This window comes from Heyndrickxia sp. FSL K6-6286 (assembly GCF_038630395.1).
GTDB lineage: Bacteria > Bacillota > Bacilli > Bacillales > Bacillaceae_C > Heyndrickxia > Heyndrickxia oleronia.
The window spans coordinates 2,349,025-2,363,616 of record NZ_CP152029.1 but is presented as its reverse complement, the minus strand read 5'-3'; the positions used below and the strand labels follow the sequence as shown (position 1 = coordinate 2,363,616).

Below are 14,592 nucleotides of genomic sequence, written 5' to 3'. Positions count from 1 at the left end.
TCCATGTTCAAAAAATCCATTACAACTAATTAAATTTCTGCAATCTTATTTACAATCATTTCACATAACTCATGAGTTTTGACGAGCTCTTCTTTAGTAATGTATGGAGCATGATTATATTCAATTGCGTGAATAAAATCTGCTACTGCTTGTTCAAATCCACGTTTGTACAGGGTCTGCTCCCAATCACTATATCCAATTCTTGTTTCATTTCTATCTTTCCGAATGATTAAATCTGCCACATTGGTCACTACTCTTTTTTCTTCTGAATTCATGATTTCAAGTTTCTCTTCATTTGTTCCACTATCACGATTCATTATCCCTATTGCCGTACCATATTTTGAAATCAATTGAATAACTACATGGTATAGAAGCTGATTTTGTTTTCTGCCATTAATGACAATATCCTCAATTGGATAAGGAAACATATATAGTAATGTATCTGCAACATGGATAAAGTCATCAAAAATAAATTTCCTATTATCTTCAGGGAGGTTTTGGCGATTTTTTTGCATAATAATCATGTTAGGATTGGAAAGCTCTTTTAAATTTTGATAGGAAGGTGCAAATCTTCGGTTAAAACCTGCCGTTAAGATTAATTTATTTTTTTCTGCTAATCTAAGTAATTTTTCCGTTGATTCAAGATTATATGTAATTGGTTTATCCACATAAACATGAATATTATTTTCAAGAAGTTTTTCGATAATTTCTTCATGGGATTCTGTCGCACTATGAACAAAAGCTCCTGTAATTCCGCTAGTTATTAAAGATGATAGGGATTCATGGCTCTTTTTAAAACGATATTTTTCTTGAATATTTTTTAACTTGATTTGATTTCTTGTATAAAGATGGATTTCGATATTTTCAAGACTAGCTAATACGGGTAAATAGGCTTTATTGGCTATATCCCCAAGTCCGATGATTCCAATTTTCAACATGATTTTCACCTCATTGTATTTATATTCTTCTATATTAAATATTAGCACGTATCCAGTAATGAATAAACTCCAGACTCCAGTGTAAAATGAAAAACAGACTACAATTTATAGTCTGTTTTATAAAATATGACTTTGGTTTACATAATAAAATTACAGTATATTAAATTCATCACTGATGGAACTGTGTACAGTAGTGATTCACCAATTCTTCAATTTGATTATGTTCAGGGAATTTACCTTGGAATTCGAATTTAATTTCTTCAACAAATTTTCCTTCCTTATATACATGTATTGCCCCATCTTGACTGATAACGCTATATTCAGGTTCAAATATATAGCCATTTCTTTCAATTGCACCCATAGCTTGACATCCCCTTTATTTCAGTTGCTTGCCATTTTAAATGATGATCAAACTTTAGATAAGTAATTCATAAACTTCATTTAGCTGATGTACTCTCTTCTCATCCTTTTCATTCTGTGCATAAGAAATTTCATCTTTTAAAATTGAGTTCAAAAAAGAAATTTCTTCCTCATCTAATTCTCTTACAAATTCTTCTTCGTTTTTATAATGATTTTGTAATTTTTTATAAATCCTTTGACCCGTTGACCGATTTACATGGTTTGATAATGATTCTCTTAAGTAGGCTAAAGTTGTATCCAATTATTTTCACCTCAAATTAGAATATACCTCTATCATATAAATTCGGTTAAAAATTCATAAATCATGCATACCAATTTTTCTTAATTAAGCACCAATTTCTTCATTTATAATTACATCTTTTGGACGTGAAATATAACTATGTAGAATCATTCCTATAATAACAAGAAAAATACCAAATAAGGCAAACATCGATGGAAATGCTGCATGTAAAATAATAATTTCTCCAATTAAGGCAAATAATATTTCAACAGACTGGGTTGCTTCCACAGCTGCTAGTTGAGAAACATCATCTTTAACAAGATCAGTCGCTTTAAAAAAAAGGACAGTTGCAATAACTCCTGAAGAAATAGCAACAATTAATGACTGATTCATCTGGTTTACACTAGGAGTTCCGACTGTTTCAAGAGCATAAACAGATAGGATGATCCAAAAAGGAAGACTCGCAATTGTCATTCCTAATACCCTTTGAAATGGATCTAATCTTCCTTCACATATTTGCATCATCTTTCGATTACCCAGTGGATAGGCGAAAGAAGCAATCAGAACAGGAAGCACAACCAATAATGTACTCTTTAGAGATATGTCCTCCCCTTGATTAAATTGCATACAAAATACACCAATTAAAATAATTAAGGACATCATTAATCCTTTAAAAGGGATTTTCCCTTTCACCTTTACAGGACCATTGGATGTTTGGATCACTTCTGAGAAAAATGGGACAAGTAGTGAGCCTGAAATGATTGTGATTTGCCATGTTCCAGCAACAAGCCAACCAGGACCATACGCGGATGAAAAACATAAGGGACCATAAAATAATCCAAACCCAACACAGCTCCATAATAACCATTGAACAGGATGCTTTTTCATTTCTCTTAGTAAATCTTTAAGATTTTTTCTCCATAAAACAATCATCAATAAAAATGGAATCATGAAAAAATAGCGTAATGATGCACTCCATAGCCAACTGCCACCAGAAAGTTCCATTGAACGATTTAGTACAAAAGTTATGGCAAAAAAGAAAGCTGCACCAATCCCTAATATAATTGCTTTCATAACCTACCTCCTTAGTTGAATCTATCCATGATGTATGTGTCTAGAGAATACGAAGATATCTACACCTATCTACACCTGTACTTCATGTTATTGATCAGTTTAACTGACTAGATTATTAACAAAATTAAGAAAAGTGCTCTTTTACAAAAATCTATATTACAAGAATATTCGTTTAGACAAAAAAAATCTAGAGGAGTTTTTCCTCTAGATTTTTTAATATGAAGATTTAAACGCATTAAATAATTATTTCTGCTCAACTAACATATGCGATAATGCCTTCTTCATCATTTATTTCTAATTCTAATGCTACAGCCATAGGGTCTACTCCATGTTCCGTATCAAGCCAGTGACGAAGTGCTTCAATCAATTTCACTTCATTTAGCTGATGTAAACGATCATTTAATTCAACCTCTGCACCAAATCCAGTATCATCATCGAAAACTAATTCAACAGAAACCTCTTCTGGTTGAATATAATTTTTATCCGCAATATATATACATATCGCATTGATGATATCTTGTTCGTATATCGCTGTCTTTTCCATATTAGTTATACCTTCTTGTTTTATTCCGCTTGAAGAAGCTGAAAATTCGTACAATAACCATAATCACTCCAATAAGAATGATGACATTTACAAATCCTGCTAGGATGGATCCAAAAGCACCCATTCCCATTCCTCCAAATAGGTTACCAATTAATAATCCACCTAATCCACCAAGAAGCATACCTTTCATAAATCCGCCTTTATTGGTTTTATTGGTAACAGATTTTGAGTTTGAAAACGTATTATTTTTCTTTTCTTGCTGGAATCTATTTGTGTTTGTATTCTTATTCGTTGAAAAAGGTGTTGATTGTGAAGGACTATATGATCGTTTTCCTGAACGATAGCCTTTAGCATCAGCATCATGAACAAAACCAATACTTGTGACACTAAATATTAATGTAAATGCAGTTAAAAACATAATTAGTTTTTTTCTCACTTATGATTCTCCTTTTTTAGTTAAAGTTTTTACGAGTTCCTATGAACCTATTATATGAACTTTTGAAGAAAAAATCAAGATTTTTTTATATTAGACACTAAAAAGTCAAAAATATCAAAAGATTTTTAACGTCTTCTAGTAGAAATTCAATAGTGGATTTGAATTTTTTTTAAATAGTAGTTTGACATTTCATATTACTAATCATAACATAAGTTCATAAGAACCTTGTTTTATGGAGGTGGAATGGTGCTTACCTTTCAATTAACTAGAAAAGAAATGGCTGAGCTATTATTATCTCTTAAAGGATGGAATAACAATCGGCCGATAACGATTCTCCAAGAAGCTTGGATTCGTTCAAACCATATCACAGTAGATGAACAAAAACCATTAAATGCATTTATTACAACAGTTTTAGCACCTATATTTGAAAAAGTGATTAAATATGATAAAACAGAAATTGCATTTTCATTAAATGAGATTGTTGCCCTTGGAAATCAAATAGAGAATACTAACTTTACGACTACTGCTGTTCAAAATTGGGTAAAAAGAGATATTAAAGAAATGATTTCTTCCCCTCAGAAAGGGAAAAAATATTCTTTGGAACAAACTGCATTATTATTTCTAGTTGAAGATTTGAAAACAGCACTAGATTTTGAATCGATTCGTAAATTATTAAAATTAGTCGTAAATGATCCGGAAAATGAAAATGATGATTTAATAAATCCCGTTCATTTATATGCAGCTTACTCTACTATTTTTGATCAAATTAATCAGCAATATCATAATCAAACAAGCCATACAATCCAAGATATTGAAAACATGATTGAATCAACTGCTAACCAATTGGTGGATGAGTATTCTCATCTTTCGGATAAACACCGAGAAGCTATTAGGAATACAATTGTTATTGCTACTCTATCTGTTTTCACAGCATATTTCCAAATGTATGCTCGCAAGTACCTATCGGCAACCTTATTTTTGCAAGATTTTACGAACCAAAATTCTTGATCACTTTCAGCACTAAGTTTGTTTAGAAACTTAGTTTTTTTAATCCATTAAGACATTCGAAAAGTAATTTTAATAATTTTTTATTATATTCATGCACTTATATAGTTTTTTAGATAATATGTGTCTTGAATGGATTATATAAATTAAGAAGTTTCGGTTCAAATGATTAGTGTTTATAAAAAATAAGCTATAAAAAAACAGACCCGACATAGTCTCAGGTCTGTTTACTATTACCAGTTATTAATTTCTTTACGGTCTCCTTTACTATTTCCCTTTTTTGCGAATCTATTTTTTAATTCTTCTTCAATTTCAGAAAGTGAAATGTTTTTCTCTGCCATCAAGACGAAAATATGATAAAATAAATCACTGCATTCACTAATCATTTCTTTAGGATCGTCATTTTTAGCAGCTATAATGACCTCTCCAGCTTCTTCTATCACTTTTTTTCCTATTTTATCGATACCTTTACTAAGCAAATAGTTGGTATATGAATTTTCCAGAGCATTTACTTTCCGATCGTTGATTTCTGTCATCATCTCATTGAAGATATCTGTCACCTTTTCATTTGGCTCAGAAAATCCCGGAACCGTACGATAAAAACAAGAAGTCTTTCCTGTATGACAGGCAGGTCCAGATGGTTCAACATAAATAAGCAATGTATCCTCATCACAATCAAATTGAATAGAATGCACCTTCTGTCTATTCCCAGAAGTCGCCCCCTTATTCCAAAGTGATTGGCGACTGCGAGAATAGAACCATGTTTCCTTCGTTTCCACAGTTTTTTGATATGCTTCCTCATTCATATAAGCAAGCATTAAGACATCTTTTGAATGTATATCAACAATAATTGCAGGAATTAATCCTTTAGAAAAATCGAACATCACGAATATTCACCCCATTTTCTTTACAAACCTCTTTTACTTCTTGAATCGTACATTCACCGTCGTGAAAGATCGATGCTGCTAATCCTGCGGAAACATTGGTTTCAGCAAAAACGTCAAGAAAATGGTGAGGCTTCCCACAACCACCTGATGCAATGATTGGTATATTTACACTATCAACTATTGTTTTTGTTAATGGAATGTCGAAACCATCTTTCACTCCATCACAATCAACACTTGTTAACAGAATTTCTCCAGCACCTAAACGTTCCACTTCCTTCGCCCATTCGATCGCATTTAATCCTGTATCTTTTTTTCCTCCATGTGTCATCACATGCCATGTACCGTCAGGAAATCGTTTTGCATCTATTGCTACCACTACACATTGAGAACCGAAGCGATCTGATGCATCTTTTATTAATTGCGGATTAGCAACAGCTGCAGAATTAATTCCTATCTTATCCGCTCCCGCCCTTAGCAGTTCAGTTACATCAGCAATCGTTCTTACTCCACCACCGACAGTAAAAGGAACAAACACTTGTTCTGCGGTTTTTTTCACCACATCAATCATTGTTCTCCTGCCATCATTTGTTGCGGAAATATCCAAAAAAACTAGCTCGTCTGCACCATTTTCAGAATAAAATTTTGCTAAATCCACAGGATCACCGAGCTTCCTTAAAGATTTAAAATTGATTCCTTTTACGACAGATCCATTTTTAACATCTAGACACGGAATAATTCTCTTGGCAATCATATCTGATCCCTCCGGAGAGATACCTTTCCATCATAAATTGCTTTACCAACTATCGCATCAGTTATCCCAATCCCTGACAAAGAAAGAATGTCCTCATAATGACGTATTCCTCCTGATGCAATAATTTTACAACCGACTTGATTAACGATTTTTTCTAGATGATAAAGATTAGGTCCACTCATTGTTCCATCCTTTGAAATATCGGTGTAGATAATTGTTTCTACGCCAAGCTGCTCCATTTTTTTTGCAAATTCGAGATAATTGACTTCTGAAATATTTTCCCATCCACTCGTAGCCACTTTTCCATTTTTTGCATCGATGCCAATGACAATGTGCTGATGATATTTTTTTAATGCTTCCTGTAAGAATCCTGGTTTTTCAATTGCCGCTGTCCCTAACACCAGTCTTGCAACCCCTGCACAAATATATTTATCAATCGTTTCTAGATCACGAATACCTCCACCGACCTGAATAGGTATCCTCGAAATTTCTACTAGTTTCCTAATTAATTCAAACTGTACACTTGTTCCCCGCCTTGCTCCATCAAGATCAACAATATGTACAAGCTCAGCTCCATCCTCAATAAATTGTTGAATTTGTATAAGAGGATCACTTGCCACTTCAGTGGTTTTTCGAAAATCCCCTTGGTACAACCGTACACATTTTCCATTTATTAAATCAATCGCCGGTATAATCCTCATCTTGTAACCACCTAACTTAATTATTTACAATTTTTATGTTATTTGATTGAAGAAATATTTCTATTAACTTCCTTCCAACAGCCCCGCTTTTTTCAGGGTGAAATTGCATTCCATAGATATTTCCCTTACGCACAATTGCTGGAATCTGTGTACCATAGTCCGTTGTAGCCAATACATATTTAGAATCAGTTTTTGCTATATAGGAGTGAACAAAGTAAACATATTGATCTTGAAATCTTCCAAATTCTTCGTCCTTAACATCAAGTGTATTCCATCCGATATGGGGGAGTGGATCAACTGTACGCATTTTTTCAACTGTTCCTGGAATTAAATTTAAACCCAATGATTGCTCCCCCTCATAACCCTTTGTAAATAATAATTGCATTCCTAAGCATATTCCTAAAATGGGCTTGGTTTTGGCTAATTCATGTAAAATCTCTCGCAATTGGCGGTTATTAAGTTCTTGAGCAGCCGCTTGGAATGAACCGACTCCTGGAAGGATAATATGTGATGCTCTTTCTAGTTCTGTTTGATTATCAGTCACACATACATCACAGCCTAAATCTATCAGCGCATTGGATACACTTGAGATATTCCCCATTCCATAATCAATAATAGCAATCATTCGAGTAACCCCTTTGTTGAATTGACTCCATTTATTTTCGGATCAATGGTAATTGCCTGACAAAGTGCACGTCCTAAGGCTTTAAACAATGATTCAATTTGATGATGCGTATTTTCTCCATATAACACTCTAGCATGTAATGTAATGGCTGATTGATAAGCAAAAGCAATAAAAAATTCTTTCACTAATTCCGTATCAAATGCACCTAATTTAGGATTAGTAAATTGTGCATCAAAATGTAGATATGGTCTGCCACTAATATCTACTGCTATAAATCCCAATGTCTCATCCATCGGTACGTAAGAAGATCCATATCTTGAAATTCCTTCTTTATTTCCTAATGCTGCCTTCACTACTTGACCTAAAACAATTCCTACATCTTCTACTGTATGGTGACTATCAATGTGTAGATCTCCTTCTGCTTTAATATGAAGTCCGAACCTTCCATGTTTGGCGAATAACTCAAGCATATGATCAAAAAAACCGATCCCTGTTTGAATTAAAACATTTGACGGATCGTCTAAGTGAATTGCCACAAATATCGATGTTTCATTTGTTTGTCTACTTTTTTCTGCTGTACGCATGAAGCTCACTCCTTCTTTACAAGTCCATCGGGCCATATTCTATTACATTTGTTTATTTTCTTGAATTCTTACTTGAACTGCTCGTGCATGTCCGGCTAACTTTTCTTGATTTGCTAATGTAACCACATCTTTGGAGGCATTTTCCAAAGCTGCTTTAGAATAATATAAAAATGTAGTTTTTTTCATAAAATCATCAACGGATAGTCCGGATGAAAACCTTGCTGTACCGCCTGTTGGTAATACATGGTTAGGGCCTGCAAAATAATCCCCAAGTGCTTCAGGAGTATGATAACCAAGAAAAACAGAACCCGCATTTTTGACTTTATTTAAATAGGTTAGAGGCTGATCTAATTGAATTTCTAAATGCTCGGGGGCTAATTGATTCACCAAATCAAATGCCATATCTATCGAATCAACTATGACACTAGCACTTTGAAATTCTAGTGATTTCTCAGCAATTTCCCTCCTCGGTAAACATTCACATTGTTTAATTAATTCCAACTTGGTTTCGCTCAATAATTTCTCACTAGTAGTAAAAAGAAAAGTGCGTGCTTGAACATCATGCTCAGCTTGAGCAATTAAATCTGCTGCAATAAATGTTGGATTCGCATTTTCGTCCGCAATGATAGCTACTTCAGATGGACCTGCAATCATATCGATACCAACATCACCAAATACTAGTGATTTTGCTGCAGCAACATAGGCATTGCCCGGACCAACAATTTTATCCACTGCTTGCATCGTTTCGGTCCCATATGCAAGTGCTGCAATTGCCTGAATCCCACCAATTTTATATATCTTATCTACACCTGCAATATCTGCTGCTACAGATAAAATAGGTGAAATCCTTTCTCCCATTCTTGCAGGAGTGGTCATGATGATCTCTTCAACGCCTGCAAGGGAAGCAGGGATGGCATTCATAAGTACAGTTGAAGGATAACAGGCTGTTCCACCAGGCACATAGATTCCTACTCGTTCTATCGGACGAAACAGTTGACCAGATATGATATCATCAGATAAATCCATAAATCTGGACTGTTGAAGTTGTTTTTTATGAAATTCTTTAATATTTTTAGCCGCTTTTTTTAGCGTAACAACGATTTCATTTGATATATTTTTCCATGCAAGTTCTCTTTCTTCTTTTGTAACTTCCCATTGTTTTGGTACTATACCATCAAATTTCTTTACATATTCTTTTAGAGCTTCTTCTCCATTTAAACGAATAGACTTAATGACTTCCTTTGCAATGTTTACTATTTCTTCCTGCATTGATTTTTCTTTATACCGACATTGAATAAAATTATTGATAAATTGCTCAGGTGAATAGTTGCGAATCATCGAATTTCCTCCTTAGGAAAAATCGCCTCAATTAAAGGTGTTATTAGCTCACGTTTTATTTTCAAAGATGATCGATTGGCAATGCAACGCGCAGAAATCCAATGAATATCTTCTGTTACAATTAGGCCATTTTCCCTTAATGTCGTTCCAGTTTCTACAATATCAACTATTGCATCTGCTAAACCCAATAATGGTGCTAGTTCAACTGAACCCTCTAGTTTTACAATATCAACAGATTCCCCTTTTTTTCGAAAAAAATCTGTTGTAACATTCGGATATTTAGTTGCAATGGTCCGTTTCTGTTTTCGTTTGACACCTTTTTTTTCTTGTTCCGCTAGTGAAAAACGACATTTTCCAAACGGGAGAGGCAATAAATTATAAACATCTGGTTGATATTCAAGAAGAATGTCTTCACCAATGATGCCAATATCCGCAATTCCATGTTCAACATATGTTGCTACATCTACACCCTTAGCAAAAATAAACTGAAAATTTTCTGTTTCTACAGATAGTTTTCTTCCCTTATTAACTAAAGGATCAATATTATAAGATAAAGTGCGAAAATAATTAAGAAATTGTTCTTCTAGCCTACCTTTTGTTAATGCAATACATATCTTCATTTCTCAATCACCTCGTAATCACCATTGCTTCCTATTATATTTAGCACCTTATCAAACGCATCTAGGTTTGTTTCCTTATCCAGAACTTCAACAATTGAATCCTTATATCGTTCCCTTAATTGTTCTGCTATTGAATACGTTTCTTCAGTTGCAATCACACAAATTTTTTCTCTATTTTTCTCTACTTGTATTTGTTCAGCTAACTGATCTGCATCAAATGCTAAACCAACAGCACTAATACTTTGTTCAAATTGTTCATACAATTTATCATAACGGCCACCTGAATAACACGTTGCACCATTTTCCTTCAGAAAACCTCTAAACATCATCCCAGAATAATATGGAAGATTTTTTACTCTTCCTAAATCAACGATTATGTCTGTTTCACCCATTGACTGTAGCATCAGTGATAATCGTTTTATCTCCCCTAGGATGTTCAATAAGGTGGCGTTATTTTTCCATCGGATTTCATACATTTCAATTACTGACTCAAAGTTGCCATAGGCATCGACCAAAGATACAAACTCATCGGCAATCTCATGATTGCCATGGTTTTTAGCTATTTGATAAACCGTATCTTTTCTTTTATCATGCATAGCTAAACGCAATTGCTCAAAATCATTTTCACTTAAATTTAATTGCTTGGATAATTCTTCAAAAATTCCTGTATGGGCTAGTTCGGTTATGTATTCCGATATCTTCAACTCATTAAGAAAATTTCTAGCCATAAATAAGCATTCACTTTCAGCTAGTAGATTGGTATAATTGATTATTTCTATTCCAACCTGTCTACCCTCTACCCCCAGTTTATTTCTTCTGAAAATAGATCCTTGATATGCCCATTTTTGAGGCTTGTCACTATGCTTTGCTATAGCTCTTGCGATGGCTGTCGTCCAATCCGGCCTTAATACTTCAATATCACCATCACTGTTAAACCATTTCAACATGTTTTGCAGGGGCATTCCGACATATTCATTTGTAAATGTACTCGCATATTCTACAACCGGAGTCGCTATTTCTTGATACCCCCTTAAAGTAACAACTTGTCGAAATGTTTCAAACACCTGGTTCTGCCGGCTAACTCTACTCCCCAACATATCTTTACTACCACTTGGTAAAAACATATTTTCACTTCCTACACCACTGATTCTTTAGTATATTATCACTCTACCAAACTAAAGTATTTTGAGTTGTATTTACAATAGCACAGTTCTTTGAAAAACGTCAATACATTAAAATTAATGAAATGGCTTTTAACTACGTAAAAAAAGAGTACACCTCTAATTTTAAAGTGTACTCCCTTTATCAAAATTAATATCAAATGATTTTATCAATAATCCCATACTCAAGAGCTTCTTTAGCAGACATGAAATAATCTCGATCGGTATCTTGCGCAACCTTGTCATAGGATTGTCCTGTACGTTCAGCAATCATTTTGTTTAAATGCTCTTTAAGCTTTAAGATTCTTTTTGCAGATATTTCTAAATCAGTAGCCTGCCCTCTTACGCCACCTAGAGGCTGATGGATCATAATTTCACTATTTGGTAATGCCATTCGTTTCCCTTTTGTTCCTGCCAATAGCAGCATTGCACCGAATGAGGCAGCTAAACCAATACAGATGGTTTGTACATCAGGTTTGATATATTGCATTGTATCCAAAATGGCAAAACCAGCTGATGTCGATCCGCCAGGACTATTAATATAGATGGAGATATCTTTATCTGGGTTATCAGCAGCTAAAAATAATAATTGTGCGACTACACTGTTTGCAACTGAATCATTGATTTCATCACCAATGATAATAATACGATCCTTTAATAATCTTGAATAAATATCAAATGATCTTTCACCACGCGATGATTGCTCGATTACATATGGAATTGTATTCATGCTTTTTCCTCCTGTTTTTTAAGCTGCTCGTAGTTGGAGGCTTGTCGAAATGGAAGGTGATGTAGATTTCAAGTTAAACAATCGGTATAATTCTACAAGAATAGATGGATTTTCATTTTTTATCGCTTCATACGTTGCATGAAGCAAAGCTTCCCTCTCATCCATATTCATATATGACTGCAACAACCTTTGAGGATCATTATCTGCCACAATATTTTTTAAACGATTACGAGTTCTAAATAATGAAGCCTTTATGGCGCCTTCTGTCATATTTAAGGATTCGGAGATTTCTGAAAGACTGAATTGAAAAACATCCTTTAAAATGAAAATTACAGTCTGTTGATAAGATAAATTTGAAACAAGTTTTTCAATTGTTGAGTATAGTTCAGGAAGATCCTTTATCGGATCATAGGATGGTTCTTTTAATGAACCATTTACTACTTTCGAATCTTTTCGCATTTGATCTACCCATCGATTATGTGCAATACGATACAATAAGGTTATATTGATACTTGCATTTTTATCAATATATGTTTTAAGCATTTTTTCCATCGTTTCTTGAGCCAAGTCATCTCCATCCCAGTTATTTCTTGTCACCATTCGACAATACCTCTTTAGAGCAGGATAGAAATTTGTTATGTCTGTTTTATCAATACCAGATTCATTACCAAGCTTGGTTTTCAAAGTGATCACTCCTTTTGAACCTCTATATAATAAACGAATTTTAACAAGAAAAAGTTACGGGTATGAAATTAAATCACTAATTTTTTTCTCCGCCATTTTTTAAATAAAACTCCATGCTTCGGCGAAGCAAACAAAGTAATGAAGAAAAGGAAGCCTGCTACCATAATCATACATCCTGCAATTGATGCATCCATTAAATAGGCAAAATAATAACCTAATACCGCGCTCGCGATTCCTGCAATCATACTATAAATAATCATGATAAACAGCCGATCAGTAAGTAAATATGCAGTTGCCGCAGGAACTATTATCATTCCAACAACAAGAATGGCACCAACACTTTCAAAAGAGGAAACAGTTGTTAAAGAAACGAGGCTCATTAACAAATAATGAAAGAAAACAACTGGTATTCCTAATGCAGCTGCCATTGCTGGGTCAAAAGAACAAAGCTTAAATTGTTTATAGAAGAGCCCAATTACTAGAATATTCAATAAAAAAATACTCCCCACGATCCAGACCGCTTTAGGACCTAATTCCATCCCATTTATTATAAATGTATCCCATGGTGCATAAGCAATTTCCCCATATAGAACACAATCAAGATCCAGATCAACCTGCCTAGTAAATAAACTGACTAATACGACTCCTCCTGCAAATAGTGCTGTAAAAACGACTCCAATCGATGCATCAGATTGTACACCATTATTTTGAAACATTTGTATAAGAAAAACAGTAATGATCCCTATAACCGCAGCACCTATCATCATGACGAAGGAATCTCTTGTTCCACTTAGAAGGAAGGCAATAACAATCCCCGGTAATATGGCATGACTAATAGCATCACCAATCATTGACATTTTTCTCAATACTAAAAAACAACCTACCAAGCTACACGAAGAAGCAACTAATGCTCCAATTAACATAATCCATATATGATTCATCATGCATTTCCATCCTTTATTGCTTGTTTAAGTTGCTGTTGGTTCAATATTTCTGTTTTTGCCCTTTTCTGTCTCATAGCCTTAGCTAATACTCCTCGACTAGGAGCCAATACAATTGAAACGACAAAAATACTTGTTGCTGAAAGGACGATCAATGGACCAGTTGGTAAATTATTTGCCCATGTACTAATAATTGTACCAATTAATCCACTTGTTCCGCCAAACAGTCCCGCTAATATAATCATTACATGCAATTTTTCCGTCCAATAACGAGCTGATACAGCTGGGGTAATTAATAATGCTGCCATCAAAACAACTCCCACAGCTTGTATTCCAATCACAACAGCTATGACCAAAAGTAGCATAATAAATTGATCAAGAATCATTGTAGGTAAACCGATTCCTTTTGCAAAGCCTGGATCAAAGGATAGTAGTTTAAATTCTTTAAAGAAGACAATACTTACTCCAATTAAAAACAAACTAATCCCTGCCATCGTATACACATCGGAATGAACCATTGATGCCGCCTGACCAAACAAAAATTTATCCAATCCACTTTGATTTCCACTCGCGCTATGCTGAATTTGTGTTAATAAAACAATTCCAATGCCAAAAAATACAGTTAATATAATCCCTAATGCAGAGTCTTGTTTAATCCGAGAATATCTTGTAATAAAACTAATTGACATTGTCGCTAAAATACCAGCGATCATCGCGCCAATTAAGAAAAAAAAGATTGATTTCGTTCCAGTTAATATAAAGGCAAGACATACACCTGGTAAAGCAGCATGAGATAAAGCATCACCCATTAACGATTGTTTGCGCAAATAAGCAAAGCATCCGATCACCCCACTGCTTATACCGAGTAAAACGGAACCAAATAAGATCCATTGAGTATTGGGGTCTTGAAAAACTTGAAAGATATTCATTTCTC

Annotated in this window: 19 protein-coding genes; 1 reads left to right on the top strand and 18 read right to left on the bottom strand. The window is 34.2% G+C overall.

Annotated elements, in window-relative coordinates:
• Window positions 1–29: 29 nt before the first annotated feature.
• From MHI39_RS11930 to MHI39_RS11905, 6 genes are all read right to left on the bottom strand, one after another.
• Complete coding sequence (locus MHI39_RS11930) at window positions 30–938, bottom strand: Gfo/Idh/MocA family oxidoreductase (RefSeq protein ID WP_342541283.1); 909 nt, start codon at window positions 936–938, stop codon at window positions 30–32.
• Window positions 939–1,107: 169 nt separating this feature from the next.
• A complete protein-coding gene (locus MHI39_RS11925; protein WP_251337008.1) occupies window positions 1,108–1,299 on the bottom strand; it encodes a YbxH family protein in 192 nt (63 codons plus the stop codon).
• 54 nt (window positions 1,300–1,353) lie between these two features.
• Window positions 1,354–1,599, bottom strand: coding sequence for a sporulation protein (locus tag MHI39_RS11920; protein WP_342541282.1), 246 nt, complete (start codon window positions 1,597–1,599; stop codon window positions 1,354–1,356).
• Window positions 1,600–1,683: 84 nt separating this feature from the next.
• A complete protein-coding gene (locus tag MHI39_RS11915; RefSeq protein ID WP_251337009.1) occupies window positions 1,684–2,652 on the bottom strand; it encodes a multidrug resistance efflux transporter family protein in 969 nt (322 codons plus the stop codon).
• 253 nt (window positions 2,653–2,905) lie between these two features.
• Entirely contained in the window at window positions 2,906–3,196 is a 291-nt protein-coding gene (locus tag MHI39_RS11910) for a YxcD family protein (RefSeq protein WP_251337010.1), read from the bottom strand.
• 1 nt (window position 3,197) lies between these two features.
• Entirely contained in the window at window positions 3,198–3,632 is a 435-nt protein-coding gene (locus MHI39_RS11905) for a hypothetical protein (protein WP_058004441.1), read from the bottom strand.
• A gap of 246 nt (window positions 3,633–3,878) precedes the next feature.
• Between MHI39_RS11905 and MHI39_RS11900 the strand changes: the two genes are divergently transcribed.
• A complete protein-coding gene (locus MHI39_RS11900) occupies window positions 3,879–4,640 on the top strand; it encodes a DUF1836 domain-containing protein (protein ID WP_058004440.1) in 762 nt (253 codons plus the stop codon).
• Window positions 4,641–4,870: 230 nt separating this feature from the next.
• Here MHI39_RS11900 and hisIE read toward each other — a convergent pair whose 3' ends face one another.
• The 12 genes from hisIE to MHI39_RS11840 all read right to left on the bottom strand — a co-directional run bounded on the left by hisIE (window position 4,871) and on the right by MHI39_RS11840 (window position 14,587).
• Complete coding sequence (gene hisIE, locus MHI39_RS11895; RefSeq protein ID WP_280615504.1) at window positions 4,871–5,524, bottom strand: bifunctional phosphoribosyl-AMP cyclohydrolase/phosphoribosyl-ATP diphosphatase HisIE; 654 nt, start codon at window positions 5,522–5,524, stop codon at window positions 4,871–4,873.
• Window positions 5,505–6,275 (bottom strand): imidazole glycerol phosphate synthase subunit HisF, encoded by a 771-nt coding sequence (gene hisF, locus MHI39_RS11890; RefSeq protein WP_259545276.1) that lies wholly within the window; start codon window positions 6,273–6,275, stop codon window positions 5,505–5,507. The genes hisIE and hisF overlap by 20 nt, the downstream gene beginning before the upstream one ends.
• On the bottom strand, window positions 6,272–6,976 hold the full coding sequence (gene hisA, locus MHI39_RS11885) for a 1-(5-phosphoribosyl)-5-[(5-phosphoribosylamino)methylideneamino]imidazole-4-carboxamide isomerase (protein WP_259545275.1): 705 nt from the start codon (window positions 6,974–6,976) through the stop codon (window positions 6,272–6,274). Before hisA ends, hisF begins: the two co-directional genes overlap by 4 nt.
• Window positions 6,977–6,992: 16 nt before the next feature.
• A complete protein-coding gene (hisH, locus tag MHI39_RS11880; RefSeq protein WP_071974911.1) occupies window positions 6,993–7,601 on the bottom strand; it encodes an imidazole glycerol phosphate synthase subunit HisH in 609 nt (202 codons plus the stop codon).
• Entirely contained in the window at window positions 7,598–8,185 is a 588-nt protein-coding gene (hisB, locus tag MHI39_RS11875; RefSeq protein WP_259545274.1) for an imidazoleglycerol-phosphate dehydratase HisB, read from the bottom strand. Before hisB ends, hisH begins: the two co-directional genes overlap by 4 nt.
• A gap of 42 nt (window positions 8,186–8,227) precedes the next feature.
• Window positions 8,228–9,523: a histidinol dehydrogenase gene (gene hisD, locus MHI39_RS11870; RefSeq protein ID WP_058004434.1), complete on the bottom strand. Its 1,296-nt coding sequence runs from the start codon at window positions 9,521–9,523 to the stop codon at window positions 8,228–8,230.
• Window positions 9,520–10,143: an ATP phosphoribosyltransferase gene (hisG, locus tag MHI39_RS11865; RefSeq protein WP_071974913.1), complete on the bottom strand. Its 624-nt coding sequence runs from the start codon at window positions 10,141–10,143 to the stop codon at window positions 9,520–9,522. Before hisG ends, hisD begins: the two co-directional genes overlap by 4 nt.
• A complete protein-coding gene (locus MHI39_RS11860; RefSeq protein ID WP_216383209.1) occupies window positions 10,140–11,267 on the bottom strand; it encodes an ATP phosphoribosyltransferase regulatory subunit in 1,128 nt (375 codons plus the stop codon). Before MHI39_RS11860 ends, hisG begins: the two co-directional genes overlap by 4 nt.
• A gap of 193 nt (window positions 11,268–11,460) precedes the next feature.
• A complete protein-coding gene (gene clpP / locus MHI39_RS11855) occupies window positions 11,461–12,033 on the bottom strand; it encodes an ATP-dependent Clp endopeptidase proteolytic subunit ClpP (protein WP_216383207.1) in 573 nt (190 codons plus the stop codon).
• An 18-nt stretch (window positions 12,034–12,051) separates the two neighbouring features.
• On the bottom strand, window positions 12,052–12,717 hold the full coding sequence (locus tag MHI39_RS11850; protein WP_342541279.1) for a sigma-70 family RNA polymerase sigma factor: 666 nt from the start codon (window positions 12,715–12,717) through the stop codon (window positions 12,052–12,054).
• 68 nt (window positions 12,718–12,785) lie between these two features.
• Window positions 12,786–13,658 (bottom strand): metal ABC transporter permease, encoded by an 873-nt coding sequence (locus MHI39_RS11845; RefSeq protein WP_216383452.1) that lies wholly within the window; start codon window positions 13,656–13,658, stop codon window positions 12,786–12,788.
• Window positions 13,658–14,587 (bottom strand): metal ABC transporter permease, encoded by a 930-nt coding sequence (locus MHI39_RS11840; protein WP_058004429.1) that lies wholly within the window; start codon window positions 14,585–14,587, stop codon window positions 13,658–13,660. The genes MHI39_RS11845 and MHI39_RS11840 overlap by 1 nt, the downstream gene beginning before the upstream one ends.
• Window positions 14,588–14,592 lie beyond the last annotated feature (5 nt).